The organism is Calothrix sp. CCY 0018, assembly GCF_963920925.1.
Classification (GTDB): domain Bacteria; phylum Cyanobacteriota; class Cyanobacteriia; order Cyanobacteriales; family Nostocaceae; genus Rivularia.
The window spans coordinates 75,001-100,887 of the sequence record NZ_CAWUDI010000012.1; the positions used below are offsets into that span (position 1 = coordinate 75,001).

The following is a 25,887-nucleotide window of genomic DNA, read 5'->3' on the forward strand; positions in this document are numbered from 1 at the left end:
CTTCTGTGAGTGACAATCAACCGACTGACTACGCTGCCATCATCCGCGCTGCACAAAGTACAGTAGCGGAACCACCAGAATGGTTAACTACAGGAAAACACGTCTACTCTCCCGAATACGGAGTAGGGGAAGTTATGGCAATACTGGGCAAACGTTTGATTATTCAGTTCGTTGAAGAAGTTAATCCTGCTCAATTTAAGGATTGGGAAGATGCACTCACTAAAGGTTCAACAGAGATGTCGGGCTGGAATCCCTATTCTTCTAAAAGGTAGGGAGGAAAGCCTGACCAATAAACTAACATCGCTACGCGATACGGCTTACTATAGCTAGTTGACAAAAAATGTTCACCAGCTATAAAGTAATTATGTTGTTGATGAAGTTTTTTCTAGTGAAGCAAGCCATTACAGCAAAACTAAAACTAGAGTTGTCTGATAGCCAAAAACAATTGGTCAGACAGACAACTTTGGCATATCGTGATGCTCTAAATTATGCTTCTCACGTAGCTTTTGAGAACAATAAAATGTCTTCTGGAGTAGCTTTACAGAAAAAAGTTTATCACCAGCTTCGTTCTGTTTTTGGTTTACCTGCCCAAATGTCTTGTAATGTCCCAAGGCAAGTAGGTGCTACCTATAAATCTTTGTGGACTAAAGTTAAACAAAACTCTGAAGCTATTAAATCTGGTAGAACCAAGAAAAGATACAAAGGATTGGACTCTGCACCTAAATTTGTTTCTAGAACTTGCGCTCTTAACTACAAAAGAGATTATTCTTTTGTCAAAGATAAAGTAAGCTTAATTACTTTATCTGGCAGAATAAAAGTCAATTATTCTGGATACAACAAGCATTTAGAATTAATTAAAAAAGGTGTAAAAATAGGTGCTGCCTCTATCTGGTACGACAAATCTAAAAAGAACTATTACTTATTAGTTAGTCTAAATTTAGAAGTACCAGAAATAAAACCAGAAGACATTAAGCAAATTAAAGGGGTGGATGTCGGTCAACGCTATCTAGCTGTTGCGACTAATATCCAAAATCAGACTCAGTTTTTCTCTGGTAAACAAGTTAGGCATAAAGCTGACAAATATCATAAAGCTAGAAAATCACTACAGCAGAAAGGCACTCGTTCGGCAAAGAGAAGATTTATTTCTTTGTCTGGGAGAGAGAGACGGTTCACTGCTGATGTTAATCACTTGATTAGCAAAAAGATAGTTTCTCCTAATACTTTGATTGGATTAGAAAATCTTTTGCATATTCGTGAAAGAATAACCCGTAGAAGCAATAAAAAAGCTTCTTCTAAGCAAAGAAAAGCTAATAGAAATCGCTCTCTATGGGCTTTCGCTGAGTTACATTCATATTGCGATTACAAAGCAATATTGTCTGGTTCTCTGGCGGTTAAAGTACCAGCGCAATTAACAAGTCAGTGTTGTCCTAAATGCGGTCATGTTTCTAAACAAAATAGACCGAATAAGGGACTAACATTTAGCTGTGTTGCTTGTAATCATACCTTGCACGCCGATTTAGTAGGAGCGAGAAACGTCGCATTACGAACGATGCTCTTGAGGCAAGACTTTGAGAGTACGGGGCGAATTTCAGCCGTCCCTGATGTATCGCATGAAGAAACCAAAGCTAATTACCTTTCGAGGTTTTTAGAATTGAGGTGGAGCGCAGATGCAATCCCTACCTTCAGCGAAGCAAGGTAGGGTCGTTGAATTTCGCTAATCGACAAGCATACTGGGGAGACTTTAGAAAAAATGTCCCTCCCTCTGGCACACCGGGAGGTATTTCCCCAAGCTATCTATTTTCTCCAAGATGAAAGTGGAGAAATTATTGCTTACCGCAGCGAAAGTTTAGATGAAGTACGAGGAGAAGCAAAACTGGCTTTTTTAGCTAAAAATACAGATTTATATACCGAAGCGGAATCAGAACTTGACATTCAACCCCGCAGCTTACTGGCACAACCCCAAATTATTCCCACTCATATCAAAGATGGCAGATTGCGCTTAAGTCTGGTTTGGGGAGAAATTACCAATTCTGTCACTGGCTACAGGTTAATGAAACGTACTTACGGGAGAACTTGTAAAAATCAGAACTGTAGCAATTATAAGAAACCACTCGAAGGTAAAACCTGTTCCCAATGTAAACGTCCTATATATTCGGCAGAAGTCACAAACCTTCAGTCAGAAGTAGTATTTGAGGAGCCATACATTACTAAATATCAAGCACCTTGCGTGTTGGTTGAGTTCAATGAAGGGCTACAAACAGCAATTACTACGGAAGTTAATCGATGTAAAAAAGAAATTATGCAATGTTATGGTGAATATAGGGACATTCCGGAACAATTCAAAGCTTTGTGGACTAGCGCCTCCCATTTTACTGCACTGCACAGCATACAACACCAAATAGTCAAAGCTGTACCGTTGGTGGTTTTATCTTCCAGTTTGGATGTAGACGGAATTGTCATGGAAAAAGAAGGGAAAACTACTGGTTATTTTTATGATACTAGTGAAGGTGGTAATGGTGCAGCAGAAGCAATATTCCATCAATTATCTCGTTTTGCTGCTAAAGCCTACGCATTAGCAGTTGAATGTGATTGTGAAGGGGGCTGTCCTCGGTGTTTACACTCACCTGGTTGTCCGCAGAAGAACTTAGGATTGCATAAAGATGTTGGGTTGTTTTTGTTGGATGCGATTAGTCAAAATAATTCTTAATTAAGAAATGTCAAATAATGATATTACAATTTACATATAGTGATAGCAATTTTAGATTGCTATAAATTTATTAATTTCTAATAAGACTTGGTTTACTAAAGTTAAGCTATAAACTCTGGATTCTTTAACTTTCACCACCTATAGTACAAAAACACGATCATACGTGACAAGAAAAGGGTAAAAAATTTAAGCCAATAGGAAATACTACGACTTAAGATGGAAGGCGATAGCCCGTTTACGCAGTGAGTCGTTAGACTAAGGGTGACGGACGACTTTGCGTATCGCACTTTTCGATTACATACGATTTGGATGGATGGGGGATATAGAGGATAAGGATTTATGCGATTCAAAAATCAAATCGGATTATTGTAGCTTGATTATCGGCTCTATTTAATAGTTGGGAGATAGTTAACCAAATGCTTTTATCCGTTTCGTTAATATGTGAAACGAATATTACTTGATTATTGGATTGATTATAGGTAAATAAATCACCTCTGCTATCAGGAGCTGATAACGTTAATTCTTTAGCATTATTATCAATAACAATATTATATTTTTTACCTGATAATTTTTGGATATTAGGACTATTCTCTGTAAAATCATCAGCAAATCTTTCTTTGAAACGATTAATAATGGGGTATATTTCCTGGATTATTTTTAATCTATCATTGTAATAATCAAATATTTCTTGTGGCAAACATTGTATTATCCATTGTGGTATTTCTCCAGATGATTGAACTATTTGATTACTTTCTAATAGTAAAACTTTCTGATGTCCTAATTCTGTTGAATTATCATATATTATAGCTTTATCTGCTAATAATAAAGCTAATGGTAGATTTAACAGGCTTCGTTCATAGCGACGGCGTATGTCTAATGGTGGTACATTATGCCCACCCCGCTGAACTCTTAATTGAACTCTGTTAATACTGGTATCAATATTATTAATACCAATGTAGATTAAGCTTATTTCAAATCCTTTCGCCTTAGCCTTATCCATTATTCTCAAATAGTTGTTACCACTTAAAGTAGTTTCAGCAATAAAGCTTTGACCATTATCCAAATAATTTCTAGTAAGATTGATAGCTTGTCTCCCTGCTGCAATGGAAACACTTTCTGGTGAAGAAGGATTTATTCCTCTTGCAATAGCGTCTGGGTCTATTATTGGTAAGTTAGACCTCTGAAAAGTTCGTCTTGTCAAAGTACTTTTACCAGAACCATTAGAACCAGCGATAATTATTAGAATAGGTTTTGATTTCATCCTTATTTATGCATTTTTATTAACATAAAAATAGTTATGATGTTTATAAATATCTTAATAAAATGATAAGTTAAGATTTAATTTCACGAATAATGACTGGTTGGTCATTTACCATTTTATACTCGTATTTAGTACCATCAGATTTTTCCATTATAGGAATTTCCCCTTCCATATAAAAAATATCTAAACCATGTTGTTTGTGTTCGGCAATTTCTTTTCTTACTCCTGCTTGTGCATTTTCAGTAAGTTTGTTCGCCCAATCTAAGAATTCTTTACTATCCATAGTTCATGTCTTATCTCAAGAACAATTTAAATCTTAATTGATTATAATACTGGAAATGTAGCAAGGTCTCTTCATTTTTATGTTTAATACTGTTGCAACAATTTTAATCTTATTATGCGGTTTTATTTGTAATCGCTCATCGATTTATTTCTACCTTAATGTTGACAAACTCACCCAGCCGTAAATCGGTGCTTTCATATTTTGAACCCATTGGGAGAAATAATAACGTAGAGTGTAGCTTGTGATTAATATTCCAATTGCAGTAATAGTTACTGTAATTGGAATATTTCTTGTACAAAAATAAAAATGTAGTAAGAACTTTTATCTTACTTAAAATAAGTTTAGAGTAACTACCTTCTCGCAACAAATCTTAATACTGTGTAATTACTGCCATCGAAGGTTTTTATGCATTTATTTAGACTTATGATTATATACTAAGAAATTCTAATAACGACACGTAATAAGTACTGGAATTAGTGGAAGATATTTGTATGATAATAATGGGATGTCTGACGGCAATCCGTAAAACATCGGTGGCAATTATGACACTTCAATTCCGATTCATTAGCGTTGGCTCAGCCAATTCCTTTGACGCTACTTACTTACGTTCGTTGAAGGTTCGAGGCGAACGATGCGCGAGGCATTAAATGCGATCGCCCTGGTTGTAGTTTGCTTTTAAGTCCTTTGGGTAAAACTCATAAAGTTGTACAAGTAAATCTGATAAAGTCAGATATTGTCCAAAGCAAGAATCTTAATGTCAAAAACACCAAACTGGCAACCTGTCAGCCAATTACCCCTGATCGCTCAAATGATTGATGGGGAATTAACCGACACCCAAAGCCAATATCAAAACCTACAACCTGCTGTAGCTCGACCTCATGTCCTTGACGATTATACTGTAAGGCGATTAATTAAGGTGTTTGGAGAGCGGCAAGAATTTTTTGGGATTTATGCCGAGCAACTATCTAGATGGAAAGCTCTCAACTTGAATGGTAAGCAGAAGCAGGAAGTAGAAAGAATTGAAAAGCAGTTGGAGAAGCTTATCGAAGTAAATGTTCAGATTGTGACTTTAGCTAACCAACTGCAACAAGGAACGATTGAGAAAGTATTAGGTAAATCGGATTTAGAACTTGGATTGGAAGCGCTAGGGAAAATTAAGTTTTAGGTGCAAACTGCATCATTAGATTTGAGTAATTACTGCTTCCACGGAATATGCTAAAGCTGCGGACTCCTATTTCATGGGGAAATAAGGTAGGGTTTGTAGTGCAGGTAGTTTGAATAAATCTAAATACAAGGAATATTAGGCACAGTCCTGCCAAGAACAAAGCATTACAAAATAAACACTGCCAATAACGTAAGTTGGGTTTTAGTCCGTTCAACCTAACCTACAATTTTTCGGTAATCTTAGAGCGGGACAGGAGTAGTGTCAATTTTGGTAAGAAGCGATATAACCTTTGCAATGATATACGCTACGCCTTTTTAACGCTTGTTACTGCTGCTGTGTTTTCCAACGTACAGAATTAATTAAGCATTTGAAACTCTCCCGCTATACCGTTAACAAAAGTTTTTAGTAAAATAAAGTATAAACTTTCGTGTATAAGCCTTATATAACAGTAGTTATACGTTATTAAAACTAGTAGTAAGAACTCTAATTCTCTATATCTACTCACGGCAAAAGTAAACTATGATAATAAAATTTTATTAAATATAATTTCAAGATTAATCGGAATTATCAATACGCAAGTAATAAATTATTTGATACAAATTTATACAAGTTATTACTTACCCTATCTGTTTCCTAAAATTGATTTTTGGTATAAGAAGAAATAGCGTTACATAAATACGGGATAAATTGTTTCTCATATTATTTCTTCAATAAAGCTTTTACCTTCCGCACCGTATTAACTTAAGCACCCACCTTCAATGCCGCTTTTCGGGCGCGATAGTCCTTCAGAAGAATGCAGCTGCGACACGCTGCGATGTTAGTCTGATTAAAATTCTTCATTCACATCTGTGTTGTTTTAGATATGAAGGTTGTGGATGAGTTAGAAGAGTAACAATGTAGCGAATGGCTTACCCCATCGCGCTTCGGGTGAAGCGCGAAGACACCGACAATTCTACAAACAAACTTTCGTTCGCACTGTCAAAGTCATCACTACTCACTACCAATAAATACAGATGTTACTAATGAACTTTAAACATGGAAACGCAAGCTACATAAGTCTCAATCAGTCGTCTTAATGTATTGTAAATACTTGAATAATTTGCTACATTGCTACAAAATAGGTAACTAAATAATTTTTTCAAGCTGCATCTACCGATGACCAATTCTCAGCCAGCATCTCCCAACTTTGGATTCCTTGCGCCACATGATTCGCAGTTAGTGCGGTTGGGTACGTTGGCAGAACGGTACTTTGCAGATGACCCCAATACTTGTTTAATCAAACTACGGCAATTTGGCGAACTCTTGGCGCAGTTAGTAGCAGCTAAAGCGGGGATGTACGTGTATGATGAGCGTCAAATTGATTTATTACGCCGTTTGCGGGATAAGAATATAGTCGTCGGGAAGGTATATCGCTTATTTGATGAATTACGGTTTGTAGGTAATAAAGCTAACCACGCATTAGAAGACGACAGCCGCACGGCACTAAGTAATCTTAAATATGCTAGGGAACTGGGTGTATGGTTCCACAAATATACAACTAAGCAACGCAACTTTGAACCCGGTGCATTTGTTCCACCACCCAATCCCAAACAGGAAACATGGGCGCTCAAGGAAGAACTTGCCAAACTCCAAGAAGAATTAAATGCTAGTCGCAGTAAAGCGGAATTAGCGCAAATCAAGGCACAGCAGGAAGCACAGCTTAGGATATCGGCAGAAGAACTTGCTTATGATGCAGAAGCAGCAAAGGTTGAAGCACTAAACCATCTTGCTACAATTCAACGATTAGCCGAAACCCAATCCCCGCAAAAAATTCAAGAAACCATTCAGGAAGCGCAAATTGCCGGGGATAAGGTAGACATTGACGAACGAGAAACCCGCCGTCTTATTGATGCACAACTGCGAGAAGCTGGATGGGAAGCCGATTCGGAGAATTTTACTTATGCTAACGGTACTCGTCCCCAGAAAAATAAGAATATGGCGATCGCCGAGTTTCCGACTGAAAACGGCAGGGCTGATTATGCGTTATTCGCGGGGTTGCAAATCGTTGCGGTAGTAGAAGCCAAGCGTCGGAGTAAGGATGTTGCTGCGGATATTGAGCAAGCAAAGCGCTACAGTCGAGGATTTAAAATACCTTCTCTCAAACAAAACAGCAACGCTACTCAAATAGAATACTTTACTGCTGGTGCATGGGGAGAATTTAAAGTACCATTTGTCTTTGCTACTAACGGACGGGATTTCTTGCAGCAGTTGCGTACTAAAAGCGGTATTTGGTTTTGCGATTTGCGCCGTACTCAAAACCTGAGCCGTCCCCTTACTACTTGGTACAGTCCCCAGGGGTTGCTTGACTTATTAGAACAAGATATAGAGCTAGCACACCAAAAACTTCAGCAGGAAGGTTTTAATTACAACCTTGAATTAAGGGAATATCAAATCCTGGCAATTGAGAAAATAGAAGCAACACTATCAGAAGATATTCGCAGTATCTTAGTAGCAATGGCAACCGGGACGGGGAAAACCAAAACCTGTATCGCCCTGGTGTATCGCCTGCTCAAAACCAAACGGTTTCGCCGGGTATTATTCTTAGTAGACCGCAGCGCCTTGGGAGAACAAGCCGTCAATGCTTTCAAAGATACGCGGATGGAAAGTTTACAAACTTTTGCTGATATTTTTGATATCAAGGAACCGGGTGAAGGCGCACCGGATAGGGATACTAAGGTGCAAATTGCTACGGTACAAAGCTTTGTCAAACGTCTTTTTTATCCCTCAGACGATGCCACTATACCCACCGCCGACACATACGACTGTATTGTAGTTGACGAATGCCATCGGGGATATCTGTTAGATAGAGAACTCAGCGAAACCGAACTTACTTTCCGCGATTACAACGATTATATTTCTAAATATCGTCGCGTACTCGACCATTTTGATGCGGTCAAAATAGGTTTAACTGCCACTCCAGCCCTACATACTACGGAAATATTTGGCGACCCCGTTTATACCTACAGCTATCGTAAAGCAGTCATAGAAGGTTGGCTGATAGACCACGAACCACCCATCCGCATTACTACCAGACTCTCACAATCGGGAATTTCTTGGCAAGCTGGGGAAGCAATGGAATATTTTGACCCCGCAACTGGTGAAGTCGATTTGGTTCACGCCCCCGATGAAGTCACAATTGAGATAGAACAATTTAACAAGCAGGTTATCACCACCGAATTCAATCGCGTAGTTTGCGAAACCCTAGCGCCAGAAATTGACCCCTCAATGCCAGAAAAAACGTTGATTTTCTGCGTTACTAATGACCATGCGGATATTGTTGTAGACCAACTCAAGCAAGCCCTGGAGAAGGAATACGGCAGCGTAGATGATGATGCTGTCATCAAAATAACTGGTAATGCTGATAAACCATTGCATCTGATCCGACGCTTTAAAAACGAAGCCAATCCCAAGATAGCAGTTACCGTAGATTTGCTGACAACGGGTATCGACGTACCGCCAATTTGTAACTTAGTATTTATCCGTCGCGTTAACTCCCGCATCCTCTACGAACAAATGTTGGGACGTGCTACCAGACGCTGTGACAATATTAATAAAGAAGTATTTCGGATATTTGACGCTGTTGATTTATATAATGCGATCGCCCCTTTCAACCAGATGAAACCAGTCGTTGTCGATCCCAACATCACCTTTACGCAACTGGTAGATGAATTGGACAAGGAAAGGAATGCAGTAGCTTCTCAAGACATCGTAGACCAATTGCTTGCCAAACTACAGCGCAAACATCACAGCATCAGCGACACCAACAGTCAAAATATAGAAACAGCGGCGGGAATGCCTTTAGATGATATGGTAGAACACCTGCGCCAAGCTTCCCCACAAGAGGTAAAACAATGGTTTTCCCAACGTAAAGCGTTAAGCGAAGCTCTACCGAAGGTAATCGCCCAAATGTTGGATGCTAAAGACGGGGGCAGAAAACCGATATTAATTTCCCACCACGATGACGAAGTTATTAGTATAGAAAGAGGTTACGGTAATGCCGAACAACCAGAAGATTACTTAGATAACTTCCAGACCTTTTTGCGAGAAAACATTAATAAAATTCCTGCTTTGATGGTTGTTACCCAACGCCCCCGCAACTTAACCAGAGCGCAGTTGAAAGAATTGCGTATGCTATTAGACCAAGCCGGATACAAAGAAACTTATTTACAAGAAGCATGGCGACACTTTACCAATCAAGATATTGCTGCAAGTATCATTGGTTTCATTCGCCAAGCAGCTATCGGGGATGCACTTGTTCCCTACTCGCAACGGGTAGATAAGGCAATTAATAAAATCCTCGCTGCTCAAAATTGGACTACTCCCCAACGCAAGTGGTTGGAAAGAATCGGAAAACAATTAAAAGTAGAAACCGTTGTAGATAAAGAAGCATTCAACACCGGGGAATTCAAAGCGCAGGGAGGATTTAACCGGATTAATAAAGTGTTTCAAGGGAAGTTGGAAACAATTTTAGTACAGATTAATGATGCTTTGTGGCAAGATGTGGGATGATTTAAAATCTGTTAGTTCGTAATTAATTAATCAATCTCTTGAATTTTTAAAGCTAAATCAATTATAAATTTCAGCAAAAATTTAGCATCTTCTTCCGTATAATTTTTATTAGATTCACCTTGAAGTACAAAATTACCACCACTAAAAACATTTGCATAAGGCAATTCTTTTAGAAAATGATTGTATTCTTTGACAGATATACTACAAAGATTAATTATGCTAGCTTCTCTTAGCATTTCCATATAATCAGATATATATTTTAAGACATCTCTGACGTGAGAGCTAATCTGTCTATCAAAAAATGTCGCTGCATTTACCAGATTTCTATCAACTTCAGGAATAAAACGCTTTATTTTGTAAAATAGTATTGCCTTCACTTTAGCAATTTCATCTACACAAGATTTATAATCTTTAATACTTAAATTTTTCTCAGCTTCCTTAATCAGTAACCTAATTTCATCTGATGCAATTAAATCTGACATTGATATATTATCAAAATCTTTTTTAAAGTACAATTCAAAAATTGTTTTTAAATAAGCTTCTGCATAGCCATGAAATTTTTTAGCTTCTGATTTATCCGGTAATATACCATAGTGTTTAAAATTAACTCTTGCTTTGTTTAATTCTTGAATTTTCGCCTTAAATGGAATTTTTATAGATAGCTTATCATCTAATTCCTGATGAACCTTATCTAAAAGTACCGTGAAAGATTCCTTCTCTTTTACATTAAGCCCTAAATCTTTGGTAACTAACCATATTACACTTTCAACAGAATCTTGAAAAAGCGATATTGCAAGCCCCGCAGAAATAGGGTCATTTTGTAAAGAATACTTTTCTCCTTCTTCAAATAATCGCTTTATTAGTAATAACTGTTCAATCATACTATTGCCCTCCTATGACATTAAACGGCTAAAATTGTTTTCAATATCTCCATTAGCCTTGATTGTAACAATTATGAATTATTTTTGTAGTTTTTAATAATACAAAAAGGAAAAAATGTATTTGTCAATCTTAAAATTGTGTCGATAATGGACAGGAAAGTAGAATTAGTACCACAAATATGCAAAAATCATAGTTTTGGTATCTTACTCACGTATTTAAATTATTAACCTTGAGCGCAACTACTGATATCGTCCAAAAACTCTGGAATCTCTGCCACGTACTGCGGGATGATGGGATTACTTATCTCGCTTATGTGACGGAGTTAACATATTTGCTATTCCTAAAAATGGCGCGGGAAACGGATACGGAAAGCCAAATCCCTGAAGGTTATCGCTGGGAAAATTTAGTAACTTTAGAAGGCATCGAACAACTAAACTTTTACCGCGCCGCGCTGCTAGAATTGGGTACTAATACAAATTCTCCACGGATACAGGCAATCTTCGCTAATGCTCAAACCGCACTCAAACAGCCGCGCATTCTCAATAAGCTGGTTAAAAGTATAGACGATTTGGACTGGTATTCCGCTAAAGAAGAGGGATTGGGCGACCTTTACGAAGGACTTTTAGAAAAAAACGCCTCAGAAAAGAAATCCGGTGCGGGACAATATTTTACACCGCGTCCGTTGATTGACTGTATGGTTAATTTAATTAAACCGCAGCCGGGGGAACTAATACAAGATCCCGCAGCGGGTACTGGTGGATTTTTGATTGCAGCCGATAGATATATCAAAGAGGAAACCGCAGAATTATTTGACTTACCCCTCGAAATACAGGAATTTCAACGTACAAAAGCATTTTACGGCATTGAGTTGGTACAAGATGCCCACCGCTTGCTGTTGATGAATATGCTGCTACACGGGATAGAAGGGGAAGTTAGTTTGGGTGATACGCTTTCTTCTAACGGACAGCGCTTGTCTAAAGCTAATATTATCCTGACAAATCCCCCCTTCGGTACTAAAAAAGGTGGCGGTTTACCTTCTCGCGATGATTTTACTTACCCCACATCCAACAAGCAGTTAGCATTTTTACAACATATTTATCGGGGACTGAAGCCAGAAGGACGCGCAGCGGTGGTTTTACCGGATAACGTGTTGTTTGAAGACAGCCAAGGAAAGAGCATCCGCGCCGATTTGATGGATAAATGCAATTTGCATACTATTCTGAGATTGCCTACGGGTATTTTCTACGCTCAAGGTGTTAAAACCAACGTCTTATTTTTCCAACGGGGAACCACAGAAAAAGGTAACACCAAGCAAATTTGGTTCTACGATATGCGTACCAATATGCCGACGTTTGGTAAACGCACCCCCTTAACTAAAGAACATTTCCAAGAATTTGAAACTTTTTACGGAGATGACGCGAATGGGGGAAGCGATCGCGTAGACACGGGAGAAACCGGACGTTGGAGGTGTTTTAGTCGAGAAGAAATCGCCAAACGGGGAGAAAACCTTGATATTACTTGGTTGCGGGATGAAAGCTTGCAGTCAGGGGAAGATTTACCAGAACCAGATGTAATCGCAGCGGAGATTATGACCAAATTGCAAACCGCGATGTCAGAAATGGAAGCGTTAACGGCTTTGTTGTCAGGAGAAGAAACCCAAGAAGATGAACCGATTCTAGAATAAAAGCAAGAAATCAATCGGTGAGGTTGAAAATGACTGCACAATTACCAATCGCAACAGAAGTTATTCCAATGGTGTTAAAATTTCATCCCGTTATTAGCATGACGGATGAGCAATTATTTGAATTTTGTCAGCTAAATAAGGATTTCCGCATCGAACGTAAAGCCAATGGAGAAATTGTGATTATGTCCCCTACAGGTTCGGAAACTGAACAACGCAATTTTGATTTAATAGTTCAGTTAGGTATATGGGTTAAGCAAGACGGTACGGGTGTAGGGTTTGGTTCGAGCGGTGGTTTTACATTACCATCTGGTGCTGTACGTTCCCCGGATGCTGCTTGGATAAAAAAGACACGTTGGGAAGCAATACCAGCCGAATTACGTAAAAAATTCGCTCCTATCTGTCCGGAATTTGTAGTGGAATTGCGTTCGGAAAGCGATAGTTTGAAGGACTTACAAGATAAGATGCTCGAATATATTAATAATGGTGCTTTATTGGGATGGTTAATTGATAGAAAAGAACGCAAAGTTTATATTTATCGTCCAGATACTACGGTTGAGGAATTAGATAATCCTTCAACATTAAGTGGAGAAGATATTTTATCTGGATTTGTGTTGGATTTAAGTAGTATTTGGTAAATACTTCACTTGTTAAATAGAAGAAATATAATAATACATTTAATTCAACTCTAGGAAAATCAACTATGCAAAGTATTAAATTAAAAAAACGTGTCGGAGAAGATGGTATTTTACATTTAGATATTCCCTTGGGAATGAAAGATAAAGAAGTAGAAGTAATGGTAATTTATCAGTCAGTTGAAACAACACAAATACCAGAAGACTTAGGATATCCCCCCGGTTTTTTTGAACAAACTTATGGAAGCTGTCAAGATGACCCAATTGTTATTGATTCCGAGGGAGATTTTGAACAAAGGGAAGAAATTGTGTGAAATATTTGTTAGACACTAATGTTTGCGCTCGTTATCTTAATGGTAAATCGCCAGCAGTAAGAGAACGCATCCGAGCAACAAATAGAGATGATATTGCAGTTTGTTCGGTTGTTAAAGCAGAACTATTTTATGGTGCAATGCGGAGTAATAATCCACAAAAAACACTCGCCAATCAGCAACAGTTTCTCAATTTATTTGTATCGTTACCTTTTGATGATAATGTTGCTCTTATTTATGGAGAAATCCGCGCACAATTAACAGCGTTGGGAACTCCGATTGGTCCTAATGATTTTCAAATTGCAGCGATTGCTTTAGCGAATAATTTAATTTTGGTTACGCATAATACGCGGGAATTTAGTAGGGTGGATGGGTTACAAATTGAAGATTGGGAGGAAGAGGGGTGATAAAAAAACGAGAGTATTTATTTGAATTAGCAAGCGGTTGGGAATGGACTAATTTTGAAGAGTTAGCAGAATCTATTCCTAACGCACTTAAGGCTGGACCATTTGGCTCGGCTCTTAAAAAAAGTTTTTATGTGCAAAAAGGTTATAAAATTTATGGGCAAGAGCAGGTTATTAAAGAAGACCCATTTTATGGTGATTATTATATAGATGAAAAACGATATGAAGCACTTAAATCTTGTGCTGTCAAACCGGGAGACATTCTTATAAGTTTAGTTGGAACTATTGGAAAAGTTTTAATTTTACCAGACGGTATAGAGCCTGGAATTATTAACCCACGTCTCGTAAAACTAAGTTTAGAAAAGAAACTGATATTAGCTGATTATATTAAAAAGTATCTTGAATCTTCTTTGGTTCGCAACTATCTTTCTAGCTTGTCTCATGGTGGGACAATGGACATCTTAAATCTTACCATCTTAAAAACTTTACCGATTACCCTCCCACCTCTCAACGAACAAAAGCGAATAGTAGCGAAAATCGAAGCGCTACAAACGAGAAGCCAACGGGTAAAAGAAGCAATTGACGCAATACCGCAATTATTAGACCAATTCCGTCAATCTGTCCTCGCTGCTGCATTCCGTGGGGACTTGACTGCTGATTGGCGCGAGAATAACCCCGATGTGGAACCTGCTTCAAATTTAATTTCATTAATAAAAATACCTTCACCAAACCATCATTTAGATGTTTTTGAAAAAAGTTCTGATTATGAGTTGCCATCATCATGGGTTTGGGTTCAGCTTGGAAAACTTGGCTTATTAGTTGGTGGAGGTACACCCTCAAAAAGAAATTTTGAATTTTGGAATGGTAATATTCCTTGGGTCAGCCCAAAGGATATGAAGCGAGATAGAATTAATGATTGTACAGACCATATATCGGAAGAAGCAATTAATAAATCTTCTACCAAAAAAATTCCTAAAGGCTCGATTTTGTTTGTAGTTCGTGGAATGATTCTTAATCATACTTTACCTGTGGCAATAACTGATGCTGTAGTAACAATTAATCAGGATATGAAAGCCCTTGTTCCAGAGTTAAGTGAGATGAGTGAATATTTATTAATTGCTAGTAAATTCGTTTCAAAGAAAATTTTATTTCGAGTCAAAGCTGCAACTCATGGAACTCGAAGACTTGAGTCTCCAATTTTAAAAGATTGGGCAATTCCTATTCCTCCTTTGAGAGAACAAAAAGAAATAGTTTGTCAAATACAATCTTTTTTCAAAGCTGCTGACACTATCGAACAACAATACCAAGAAACCAAAGCCAATCTTGACTTACTAAATCAATCAATCCTTGCTAAAGCATTTCGTGGAGAACTCGTACCCCAAAACCCTAATGACGAACCCGCATCCATCTTATTAGAACGCATCCGCGCAGAAAGAGAAAAACTTCAACAGCAAACCAAAGCTGCTAAAAAATCTAAAGGTAAAACTACTAAAAGTCGGAGTAAAAAAGCACCGCAGCAACCGGAAGAAGCAATTCAGCTAGAATTACCGGGGATGGAGGAGTAGGAATGTTATTTCACCCCTGCGTCTTTTTTTCAAACTTTTCAATTGCTTTATTCAAGTAATGTTCATTTAGTTGTTTTAAACAATATCCGCTTATCTTACCCTTTCTAGTATCAGCTTCTTTTAACAATAAATCCCTTACAGATTGTAGCCAATCTAATTCTTCTAATAATTGTTTATTAATATCATCAAATTGATATCGTTCAGTTAATGCCCAACCAACACGTCGTCTGTCTTCAAATTCCATCTCTAAAAGTTTTTCTACAAAGACAGATGGTTCTATATAATTTAATATTGGAGTATCACAGTATATTTGTTCTGGAGAATTACTTATACAAATCATCCCATAAAACTTCCGTGTATCATTCTGCATGATAGCAAGTAAATCTTGAGCATCACCGGGCATACTTTCAACCTTTGCTAAGTCTTGAACTTCTTCAATATAAGAACAAAATTCTTTGAATTCTTCAAACTCTTTCCCTTGATAACCAAGTCCAGCGTAAGCACTTCCAATTATATCATCAGCAGAAACATATCTATTATCAGGAATATCTAATTTTTTATCATCCTTTAAATAATTGATATAAAGTTTTGACTCTTCAAGAATTTCTTCTTTACTTTTGTGATATACCTCAATATCGGAGAACATTAAGAAAAGTCCCGTAATATGCTTAATAATTCCAAGTTCAATAAACTGTCTGTTAGTATATTCTGATTCTACTTTTTTAAGTAAATTATCAAACTCATCATCAAAAAGGTAGGAAAAGTGCCATAATCTAATCCAGTTAGGAGTGTTTTCATCTTGAAAATATTTGCTATTTAATAATGATGTTTCTAGTTCCCGCGTATTTAAAATACCTTTGTCAAAAAATGTTTGCCACCATACCTTACCTAAAAATGGCTCATATAAGCCCAGTTCGGGGTATGTGCTAATAATTTTTTTAAGTTTAGTTTCTTCTTCATTATTTTCATTAGTTACTGAACTAAGTGCTTGACGCTTTAGAGCCATCTTTCTCTGCATAGCTTCACTTGTATATCCATTCTCTAATTTACTAATATCTGTCGCAAGCATATTTCCACGTTTAATTTCAATAGAAAAAGCCATAAGCACTTTCAGGATGTCTTGAAGAATCTCTGGTTTACTTGTCGCTTTTTCTGGTAAAACTTCATAAATTCTGTCAAAATCTAATATGATCTGTCTTAAACATCTTAAATTTTCATAGTTTGCTTTCTGGTATAATATTTCTATTAATTCAATATTATTGGATAAAAACTGACTAGCACATGAATTCTCTACTATAGCGATAAAACTTTCTAATGCTCCTTCAAAATCAAGCGATACAGCAAAAGTTTTACCTATTAACTTTTCCTTAATAACTTTATAGCTAGTACTGGAATTATCTTTACTGGAATTATCACTTCTGGAATTATTAATATCTGGTTTTAACAATTCATCTTCATTAGCAACGATAATTACTTTTAAATCATCGTGTTCTACAAAATTGTTAATATAACCTAATAAATTGCTAATATCTATTTTACAACGCTCTAAATCATCGAATATCAAAATAGTTTCATTGGTAATTTTAAGATATTCAGGGACGTTTATATCTGGAATGCCAAAACTCCATGTTCCATCATCTTTACCATCATTATTTAAATCAATTTTTAATGTTCCTTTTAATAAACCTTTAAAAAGTCCTCCGGAAACTTTTCTTACTATTGCCATTTCCTTTGATGCCCAAAAAGGATTCAACTGCTGAAGAAAAGCTTCTCCTATCTCAGTAAAACTAGTTATTCCATTAAGACTGACATACAAACATTTTTGCTTTTTTGCTTTTAACTTATCGCGGTACTTTTCAATAAACCATGTTTTCCCACATCCCCATTGTCCTTTTAATAAAACGGCGAATCCAGGAGCATGAGATAATTTACAGTAGTAATCTAAATACTCTTCAATATGGCTGTTAATTGACTTATTGTCTTGAGTCATTTTTGATTTCATCCTAAATACAGAACCCTTGACCAACTGCATATAAAACTACCGAAGCATTTGATTGAGCAATTTAAACAATATTGGGTAATTTTAATGATAGTCTTTAAGCGGTAAAAATATCCAGAATGCATTATGCCTTTTTATCAAGTAGATACAGCAAATAAAAAATTACAACTTATAAAACCTAGTAACTTCACTAACTCACAATGGCTAGAACGAGAACACCTACAACCTTTATTTAGAGATAATCCTAAATCTATTGACCCAAATTTATTCATTGTCTCAGAAGAATTCACCAACTGGGAAAACAGTTCCCGCAGAATAGATTTACTCGCTTTAGACGAAGAAGCTAACTTAGTTGTTATTGAATTAAAGCGAGTAGAAGACGGCGGACATATGGAATTGCAAGCCCTACGTTACGCAGCAATGATTTCAACAATGGACTTGGAAGACGTAATTCACGCCCACGAACAGTTTCTTCTCAAACTAGGACTCGACTCCACCAACGCACGTTCAGATATTAATAAATTCTTGGGTTTAGAAGCAGAAGAAGAAGGCTTGATTAGTAATACTCCCCGGATTATCTTAATTGCTCCTAGCTTCTCCCAAGAAATTACCACAACAGTTTTATGGCTCAACGAAGCCGGAATTGATATCCGTTGTATGGAAGTAAATCTTTACAATATTAATGATTCCGAATTCCTAAATATAGAACAAATAATTCCCTTACCTTCAGCAGAAGATTATCAAATTAAAATAAGAGAAAAAACCAATCAAGCAGTAAGAGAAGCATCCAACAAACAGCGCCGAGAAAAAAGCATCAAAACCTTAATAGATAATAATATTCTCACTGATGGTAGAAGAGTTCAACTGATACGTTCCCCTAAATCCGAATTAGATTTTAAAGATATTGAAGAAAAAGCCAAATATGCCACATTTGAGAAGACTTCCCAAAAATTCAAATGGGACTTCGACGAGCAAATCTATTCTTTAAGCTCCCTGTGTAGAACTATTTGTCAACTATATAACGCTCCAATTGGTGCTGGCGCTTTCCCAGGCCCCGATTTTTGGGCTGTGGAAGGTGATGATAAACCACTATCGGAACGAGCTAAAGAATCGCTTTTGAATAAATAATATTTAGGTATAAAAAACATATACCCAAAAGCTAAATATTCTAGTTACCAACCATCACCATTATTTGCTAATTGTTCCAGGTACATTAAGAAGATCATGCAATCGCTTTTTTGCAAAGACTTAAAATTTTATAAAATTTATCTAAAGTCAATGAATTTTTAAATATTCTCTAATTTTAGGAGTAAATTTTCGTAAGCTACGATTAAAAAAGCTACTTAGTGACTGTATACCAATATTTAATTCTTTCGCAATATCTTGCCACGATTTTCCCTGCGACCTTGACAACAAGAGATATTGAAAATTAGCATTAGGATGACCTCTTATATGAGTATTATGAAATATATTATCTGGGTCTTCTTTTATAATTCGTATTAACTTTTCAGCATTTGATTCAAGTTCTTCATCTTCATTAAATGCAGGTATTTGTTCTAGTAATTCATCTGGATAAGAGAAAATGATGGCTTTCTTCTTATAATCCATTAAATTATCCATTAACCTATACTTAAAAATTCGGTCAATCCACGTAATTATTGAACCAAGTTCGGGATTGTACTTGTCAATATTTTTATTTATATATATTAAACATTGTTGTACAACTTCATCATAAATGGTATCAATTTTATATTGATTATAATAATAACTATAATAACTATTTTTTTGAGAAAAACGCTTATAAATTATATTTAATAGCTGGTTTATAGCTATTTGCCGTTGCCTTGATAATGGTGGATGTTTTTGAACTTCTATAGCTAGCTCGTTTAAAAATTTATTTTGTTCTTCTTTGGACATGGCAATAAAGAAAGTGAAGCGACTAATAAATAGATAAAAGACCACTACTAAGTTCCCTATAAAAAACTAATAAAAGCTTTGATAGTTAAGTCGATAGTGGTCTATTCTGTATTGCGGGCGAAGGAAGGATGCATGAAAAAGTTAATAGCACTACAGCTAAAACCCTTGTTCCAGAGATGCGCTCCCGTATGTTTACGGCATACCCAACAGAAAATACTTCTGGAACATCAACCTTCTACACAGTGATATAGCTTCACTATGCGCTGTAACGCCCACGCCCTCCGCTAGTCTTCTAGCTGACTTCTTCTCATTAACTTCTCAAGGCTTTCACTAGTATCCCTATCAAGCCGACGGGAGTCTGCAACAACGTTTGAGGTAAGCCCTACAACAGTGATAATTGTTCCCTCCGGCAAATTACCTGAAAACAAAAGCCCTACACCAACAACAGTGACCAAGGTATTTAGCAATATTACCGTGAGAGTGAGGTTAAAACTTAGACGGGCTTGACGAACGCGCTCCTTAATTATTATGTCTCGCTCTACTAATGGGCGATCGCCAGTCATAGGAAAGACATTAGCAGAATTTGATAGGCGCAAACGTTTTAAAAGCCGAAAAAACAACCAATTATTCTTGGATGTACTTCGGCGTTCAACCTTATACGTTTTGTCAATATTCATTTTTATTACTGATATTCCTGTGTATCGAAGTTTTATCGAGCGGCTAACTCTTAATAGTTAAGTCTAATTACATAGCTATGGCGTGTCAATACACAAAAAGTCCTAAGTGGCTTGGTGTTTATAAAAATTTACAAAGTACACCAAGCCCCAAGAGGACTTTTCAATTTATTTTTTATATACCCATTTCTCTCGACGCTCGGAGATGGGCTGCAAAGGTAAAAGTCAAAGTAGGTTATCCAATCCAAGTTAGCCGCTCGATAGGAATACCAGCTTTATTCAAATCCCTTCTACTTATATATCGGGTTTTGAGTTCCGGTTTTACGCAAAACCGGAACTATCGTTACAAAACTTAACAATCAACACCATAGCTAATATGCCGCTCTTGTTTCGATTGGAGTTGTGACAGCTTTTTTAGCTTACAACTTTTATACCCAGAACATACATATACAACCAAAATTTCCTCTTTTGTTCAAAAAGTTAATTAAGGAAGTCGTCAGGGAAGTAGTTCTTGTATGTCAACTTGTGCTTAATTTTTTGTAATTTCTCAATCGAGCTTCCTAATTCTTTCTCGTCGGCTACAATCATGCCTTTTTCCTTATCTAGGTCTAAAGATGAAAGGATATTAACTGCTGATTCTAGTTTCTGAATGTTATTCATATGAATTGATGTAGCACCCATTGCTAGCTATCAGTTTTTATTCCAGCATAAATTAAGTAGCTTTTCTTTTACATTATTCCCAATCTCCAATTATGGTAAATGCTGCCCAATAATAAGGAGCTTTCCATTGGTTATTAGCTTTATTACTATTCCACATTTCTAATTGAGCTGCTCGCAAAGCCTTGGATGGTGACAATCCTTTCTTTAACATTTTGGTATAAAATTTATCCATAAACGTAGCAGTTGCCCTATCATTTACCTTCCATAAACTGACCGCGACTCTTTTTGCTCCTGCATACATAAAGCCTCTCGATAACCCTATAAGCCCTTCTCCTTCAACCTGTTTACCTTTTGCGGTTTCGCAAGCACTTAAAGTAACGAGTTCGGCAGGTAAATTAAGGTTATATATATCGTTTAAACGTAAATAACCATCAGTATTATTTCCTGTTTTATCAATTAATGAAAAAACCAAACCCGAAGATGCGGGACGTTTTTCTGAAATACAGCCATGAGTAGCAAAGTGAATCATCTGATATTGAGATAATTCTTTATTAGTAGCCGATTCGCGAGAAGCTGCAAAGCCAGTTGCAGAGAAACCATTGCTTGGTTTGGGTAATAGGCTAAGAATTTTTTTAGCTTCTGTAGCGGTGTGTTGGAGACGTTGCAGATTGAGGCATACATCTTGTTGGTAATCAAATGCACCTCTATTTTCGTCACTTATTGGTTGTGCATTACCTTGAATGCGTTTATCGTTACGTGAAAAAACTGGATCTGCTAGAATAGCGATGCTTTTGGGAGCTAATTTCCGCCCTTTGAGTTGATTGCGAGAGATTGCGATGCTAGAAGCTGAGGAAAGGGTAACAATTTCATGATTGACGAGGAGTGGTGTAGGGGCTGTAGATGATTTTTCAGGTACTGGTAATGCAGCAAAAGGAATTGTTTGCAATACACTGTCAGCAGCTATGAGTAAACGTTTATTACCTAATTGGGATGCCACAGGTGCCAATATCATTTGACTCAATTTGACACCGCTTTTAGGAATACCTACTTGATTTTCTTTGACTAATTCTTTTTTGAAAACTTCTGCTACAGTTTCTATATCAGCACGTTTGGGAAGCGAGTAGCTGGTAATGCCTGTTTTGGTTATTGCCCATAGATAACTGTTTTCTTCACCCAAAAAGTATTCTAAAAGTACGCTATCGTCATCAAGTACCTGCTTTTGGATTTCTGGTAACTTGAGCGTCAGTTTTTGAGATTGCTGTTTTTGGGTTAGTGCAGCGTATTGGGGGCTTTGATCTCTAATTTGTGCTTGTACTTCGTCAAGCTGTGTCAGAAGTGATTGAATTTCTTGTTTTATATTTTCTAGCTGTTTATCTGTATAGCCACTTTTTAACGATTGTATTCTTTTAAATTCTGCTGCATTATATTTGCGCTGTATATCGCGTTCGCGTTGTAGTAATTCGCTATTTACACCTTTACGTATATCTACATTAGCTTCGTTGAGCAATTCTACAAGACTACGATTGCGAGCGCGTTCGCTAACATATAGAGCTTGGGCATCATATCCTTTTGATGGATATTTTTGGTGCAACTGCATTAATAATTCTACGTAAAATTCATAATATTTCTGCACGCTGGCGAAATAAGAAGTACGCAGTTGCCGTCTATCAACATTTGAGCGAATATTTTCAACAAGTTTAATTGTGTCTTCTATTCGGGAGAGAGCAATTTGAGGCTTTTCTAGAATACGTTGGTTGATTGCAATGTTATATTGTGCTTCTGCTTCCCCTACTTTATCGCCCAATTCTTGACGTAGTTTTATTTCTCGATTAAAAGTATTAATTGCCTGTTGATATTTTTTTAAGCCACTGTATGTTTTACCAACACTTGGTAAAGCGTTTGCCAATCCCAATTTATTGCCTAGCTTATCCATAATAGATACATCTTTTTGAGCAAAGGATAAAGCTTTTAGATAATCACCTTTTGCTTGATATACTTTACTCATCAGACTATAAGTAACGGCAGGAAAAATCTGGTTTTGACCTTTAGATATAGATAATGCTTGGTTAGCTGTATCGAGTGCTTGGGTATAATTCTGCAACGATTCATAGGTTCTTGTCATCCCTAAAAGAGAAACCAATTGTCCAAAGGGAATGTTCTGCTGTTGCCAAATTTGCAGCGCTTGTTGGTATTTTTCAAGAGCTAATTCATATTTTTTTGCAGCATACCAAACACCTGCAATAGCATCTAAAGTTTGAGCAGACCTATATTTATCGCCGATTTTTTCATATATTTGTAAAGCTTGATTATAAGTATTGATACTTGAATCGTAATTACTTAATTGAGAGTAAGTTTTTGCTATCTCACTTAAAGTATCTGCTTGTAAAGAAGGGGTTTTGATTTGACGTGCTATTTGTAATGCTTGATTATAATAATTTAGTGCTATTTTATAATCACCGAACGCTTGATGTACTCCAGCTATTTCACCTAATATATTTATCTGTCCTTTAGAGTCGGAAATTGCACCTTGTAATTCTAAAGCTTCTTTTAAAACTGCAAGCTGTTGTTGGTAATTCCCTACCAAATAATATATTGTACTGGTCATATTCAGAATCATCGCCTCTTTTGAGCGATCGCCAGTTTTTTTGATTACCGAACGCGCCATCTGGCTGTGTTTTACCGCTTGCTGATAATTTCCCAAATAGCTATGGGCTGTAGCTATATTTGTTAAAATTAATGCTTGGTTGTAAAAATAAAATAACCTATTATTTTTTGGTAGTTTTTCTGGTATAACCTGTTGTAGTTGTAATGCTTTTTCAAAAGTTTGGAGTGCATTTTGATGTTCTCCTTTTGAAATTTGAAGTAAACCAATCTTATTTAAAATATTCGATTGTCCGATAGGGTTATTACTTTGACGTTCAATTTCCAATACTTGATTATAAACATCAAATGCTTTTTGGGTTTCACCTAAAGTAGTGTAAACTAACCCCATAGAAGTAAGCGTCCTTACTTGTCCGCTAGTATCATTTTGGCTGCGTTGAATTCTTAATGCTTCTTCAAAAGATTTAAGAGATTGCGATGTCTGATTTAATTGATTGTAAACTGTACCGATAATATATAAAGTTCTAGCTTGTTGAATAAGATTGTTTTCTGCTTTATATATAGATAAGGCTTGGTTTAGATATTTTAATGCTGTCTCCTGTTGGTTAATATTAGAATAAGTATTTCCAATTAAAAATAAAGCTTTAGCTTGTTCTGGTGCGTTATCCTTTTGCTGCCAAATATTAAGAGATTGCTTGAAAGAAGCCAATGCTTGTGGATATTCACTATTTATAGAATGAAGCAAACCAATTAAATTAAGAGCTTTTGCTTGTGCTTCTTTTTCTCCTAAATCCTGCCAAATCTTCAAAGCTTGTTGGACTTTTTCTAGCGCTATACGTCGAGATTCGGCGGTACCTTGGTTATAAAGTATCTGTGCTTGATTAAAAAGTTGCTTTGCTGTCTTCTCTTGGTTTTTAGAAACAGCCAGTTGTTGAGCAAAATTTGCCTCTTTATGCTTCGGTATTGCGTTTACAGGCTTTAACGAACATAAAACGGTCAAAAATACTGCAAACCGGAATAACCTATAGAGCGATTGTTGCCCTTTATTCATAATTTTTACTTTCTTTTAATAAGAGAATGTTGTTAGAGCTAGAAAACCAACTGCGAAGATATTACGTATCAAATATTGTTAAATTTGCAAAAGCGCGTTTGGCTTCACATTTCCTTTCACCGTTCCCTCTCCTACTAAGCCTTGTCGAGATTCATAAATCACTTGAGCAGCAGATTTATTAGTATCATCTATAACTTTGAGCGTGGTACCTGTTTCCAGCTTCCCCAAATCTACTCCCCCCAACCATAGTGTTGCTTTATTACCTTTTACGTCGGTAACTACTGCATTGGCTGAGGAGTTTGGGTTACTAATAAAGTAAATCGGTTGCTTATGATGTTTACTTCCTAACTTCACTTCGTATTGAGGAGTTTGGCTAAATTGTTCGGGTAACTCTTGAATTGCAAAGTTGATTGCATCCTCGGGTATAGGAGTATTTTGCTGCCATAAATAATTTGTCAATAAGTAAGTAAAAGCCCCTGCATAAAAACCATTTAATTGAGCATCTACGGCTAATTGATCGGGTTTTGTTGCAGCCATAACAACACCCTTAGCTACTCCTTGACGATATAGCTCGACAAATTTTTTACGGGATATATTTAGTTTCGACAACCACTTTTCTTGATATGCTTTTTCTTGAGGAGAAATACGTACATTTTTACCACCTTCTCTAGCCCTAACTTTAAATTTTCTGGTTGCTGCACCGGAAAAACAGCTATCAAGAACGGCAGTAAAATTTTCAGTTTTAACGGCTGACATCAATAAGAATAATGTGTGTCCCATAACATCATCAACCGTTACAACTTGCTCTGGATATCCAATAGGTAATTTTGCATCTACTGGAACAAAAGTACCGCTCAAACCAAATTTTTTCCCTGGTTCAAAAAGGATAGGTTCGGGATCTTCAACGCGGGAACCGTGTCCGGAATAATGGAATACGGCTACATCCCCCTCTTTTACCTGTTTAATTAAATATTCTTCAAAAGCGCCTAAAATATTCTCACGGGTAGCTTCTTTATCTGTCAACGTATAAATATCTTCATGTTTGAAGCCAAAACGATGTTTCAGTAAGTGATATTGCAACTTAACGTCATTGACGCATCCATCCAAACGGGCTGCTGCATCAGGATAATCGTTTATACCTACAAGTAGAGCAACTTTACGTGATGTATTTGCCGCTAAAACCTTACCGTAGTTTGTAGCTCGTTGTTTAATATAGATTTGGTTAAACAAGCCTACAGCCAAAGTTGAACCAGCTAACTGTAAAAAATGACGGCGATTAATCATACTTTTAGTTTTATTGTTCGGGAATAAAGTGATTAGCTGATTTTTATATAAAGTTTAGAGATATCAAAGGAAATAGGTATATCAAACAACTAACAAACTACATTATTCACGATAGACTCAGTAATGTTAAGTGTTATAGAATACAATTGATATGTATTAAACTGAAAAGTTTACTTTCTTCCGTACAAAGGGATGCTAATTAAATAATCGTAGAGGAGGGAAAAGGGAACAGGGAACGCCGGATCTGAAAAAGAAAATC

Annotated in this window: 20 protein-coding genes; 11 read left to right on the forward strand and 9 right to left on the reverse strand. The window is 36.7% G+C overall.

Annotation, left to right across the window (positions count from 1 at the left end; translation table 11 throughout):
* Positions 1–5 precede the first annotated feature (5 nt).
* From ACM03V_RS10950 to ACM03V_RS10960, 3 genes are all read left to right on the forward strand, one after another.
* Entirely contained in the window at positions 6–272 is a 267-nt protein-coding gene (locus ACM03V_RS10950) for a hypothetical protein (RefSeq protein WP_414620807.1), read from the forward strand.
* A gap of 68 nt (positions 273–340) precedes the next feature.
* Positions 341–1,699, forward strand: coding sequence for an RNA-guided endonuclease InsQ/TnpB family protein (locus ACM03V_RS10955; protein WP_414620808.1), 1,359 nt, complete (start codon positions 341–343; stop codon positions 1,697–1,699).
* A gap of 51 nt (positions 1,700–1,750) precedes the next feature.
* Positions 1,751–2,707 carry a Zn-binding domain-containing protein gene (locus ACM03V_RS10960; RefSeq protein ID WP_414620809.1) on the forward strand — a complete coding sequence of 319 codons (957 nt, stop codon included), beginning with the start codon at positions 1,751–1,753 and terminating at the stop codon, positions 2,705–2,707.
* A 346-nt stretch (positions 2,708–3,053) separates the two neighbouring features.
* Here ACM03V_RS10960 and ACM03V_RS10965 read toward each other — a convergent pair whose 3' ends face one another.
* Positions 3,054–3,968: a zeta toxin family protein gene (locus tag ACM03V_RS10965; RefSeq protein WP_414620810.1), complete on the reverse strand. Its 915-nt coding sequence runs from the start codon at positions 3,966–3,968 to the stop codon at positions 3,054–3,056.
* A gap of 70 nt (positions 3,969–4,038) precedes the next feature.
* Positions 4,039–4,251: an MmgE/PrpD family protein gene (locus ACM03V_RS10970; RefSeq protein WP_414620811.1), complete on the reverse strand. Its 213-nt coding sequence runs from the start codon at positions 4,249–4,251 to the stop codon at positions 4,039–4,041.
* Positions 4,252–5,005: 754 nt separating this feature from the next.
* Between ACM03V_RS10970 and ACM03V_RS10975 the strand changes: the two genes are divergently transcribed.
* Together ACM03V_RS10975 and hsdR are read left to right on the forward strand one after the other, a co-directional pair.
* Positions 5,006–5,416 (forward strand): hypothetical protein, encoded by a 411-nt coding sequence (locus tag ACM03V_RS10975; protein WP_414620812.1) that lies wholly within the window; start codon positions 5,006–5,008, stop codon positions 5,414–5,416.
* Between the two features lie 1,155 nt (positions 5,417–6,571).
* The gene (gene hsdR, locus ACM03V_RS10980; protein ID WP_414620813.1) at positions 6,572–9,964 is read left to right on the forward strand and encodes a type I restriction-modification system endonuclease; all 3,393 of its coding nucleotides are present in this window, start codon (positions 6,572–6,574) and stop codon (positions 9,962–9,964) included.
* 26 nt (positions 9,965–9,990) lie between these two features.
* Here the strand turns inward: hsdR and ACM03V_RS10985 are convergent, their stop codons facing one another.
* Entirely contained in the window at positions 9,991–10,845 is an 855-nt protein-coding gene (locus ACM03V_RS10985; protein ID WP_414620814.1) for a hypothetical protein, read from the reverse strand.
* A gap of 230 nt (positions 10,846–11,075) precedes the next feature.
* Between ACM03V_RS10985 and ACM03V_RS10990 the strand changes: the two genes are divergently transcribed.
* The 5 genes from ACM03V_RS10990 to ACM03V_RS11010 all read left to right on the forward strand — a co-directional run bounded on the left by ACM03V_RS10990 (position 11,076) and on the right by ACM03V_RS11010 (position 15,442).
* The gene (locus ACM03V_RS10990; protein WP_414620815.1) at positions 11,076–12,530 is read left to right on the forward strand and encodes an N-6 DNA methylase; all 1,455 of its coding nucleotides are present in this window, start codon (positions 11,076–11,078) and stop codon (positions 12,528–12,530) included.
* Positions 12,531–12,559: 29 nt separating this feature from the next.
* Positions 12,560–13,165 (forward strand): Uma2 family endonuclease, encoded by a 606-nt coding sequence (locus tag ACM03V_RS10995; RefSeq protein WP_414620816.1) that lies wholly within the window; start codon positions 12,560–12,562, stop codon positions 13,163–13,165.
* Between the two features lie 65 nt (positions 13,166–13,230).
* Positions 13,231–13,476 (forward strand): hypothetical protein, encoded by a 246-nt coding sequence (locus tag ACM03V_RS11000; protein WP_414620817.1) that lies wholly within the window; start codon positions 13,231–13,233, stop codon positions 13,474–13,476.
* Positions 13,473–13,880, forward strand: a complete 408-nt coding sequence (gene vapC / locus ACM03V_RS11005; protein WP_414620818.1) for a type II toxin-antitoxin system tRNA(fMet)-specific endonuclease VapC — start codon at positions 13,473–13,475, stop codon at positions 13,878–13,880. Before ACM03V_RS11000 ends, vapC begins: the two co-directional genes overlap by 4 nt.
* Complete coding sequence (locus tag ACM03V_RS11010) at positions 13,877–15,442, forward strand: restriction endonuclease subunit S (RefSeq protein WP_414620819.1); 1,566 nt, start codon at positions 13,877–13,879, stop codon at positions 15,440–15,442. The genes vapC and ACM03V_RS11010 overlap by 4 nt, the downstream gene beginning before the upstream one ends.
* Before the next feature lie 10 nt (positions 15,443–15,452).
* On the opposite strand, the gene ACM03V_RS11015 is transcribed toward ACM03V_RS11010, so the two are convergent.
* Positions 15,453–17,432, reverse strand: a complete 1,980-nt coding sequence (locus ACM03V_RS11015; RefSeq protein WP_414620820.1) for a P-loop NTPase fold protein — start codon at positions 17,430–17,432, stop codon at positions 15,453–15,455.
* Positions 17,433–17,567: 135 nt separating this feature from the next.
* On the opposite strand from ACM03V_RS11015, the gene ACM03V_RS11020 reads away from it, so the two are divergent.
* Positions 17,568–18,569 carry a type I restriction endonuclease gene (locus ACM03V_RS11020; protein WP_414620821.1) on the forward strand — a complete coding sequence of 334 codons (1,002 nt, stop codon included), beginning with the start codon at positions 17,568–17,570 and terminating at the stop codon, positions 18,567–18,569.
* A 147-nt stretch (positions 18,570–18,716) separates the two neighbouring features.
* On the opposite strand, the gene ACM03V_RS11025 is transcribed toward ACM03V_RS11020, so the two are convergent.
* From ACM03V_RS11025 to ACM03V_RS11045, 5 genes are all read right to left on the reverse strand, one after another.
* On the reverse strand, positions 18,717–19,358 hold the full coding sequence (locus ACM03V_RS11025) for a hypothetical protein (protein WP_414620822.1): 642 nt from the start codon (positions 19,356–19,358) through the stop codon (positions 18,717–18,719).
* Positions 19,359–19,642: 284 nt separating this feature from the next.
* The gene (locus ACM03V_RS11030; RefSeq protein WP_414620823.1) at positions 19,643–20,035 is read right to left on the reverse strand and encodes a TRADD-N-associated membrane domain-containing protein; all 393 of its coding nucleotides are present in this window, start codon (positions 20,033–20,035) and stop codon (positions 19,643–19,645) included.
* Positions 20,036–20,512: 477 nt separating this feature from the next.
* Positions 20,513–20,713, reverse strand: coding sequence for a hypothetical protein (locus tag ACM03V_RS11035; protein WP_414620824.1), 201 nt, complete (start codon positions 20,711–20,713; stop codon positions 20,513–20,515).
* Between the two features lie 52 nt (positions 20,714–20,765).
* Entirely contained in the window at positions 20,766–24,344 is a 3,579-nt protein-coding gene (locus ACM03V_RS11040) for a tetratricopeptide repeat protein (RefSeq protein WP_414620825.1), read from the reverse strand.
* Positions 24,345–24,422: 78 nt separating this feature from the next.
* Positions 24,423–25,628: a caspase family protein gene (locus ACM03V_RS11045; RefSeq protein ID WP_414620826.1), complete on the reverse strand. Its 1,206-nt coding sequence runs from the start codon at positions 25,626–25,628 to the stop codon at positions 24,423–24,425.
* Between the last annotated feature and the right edge of the window lie 259 nt (positions 25,629–25,887).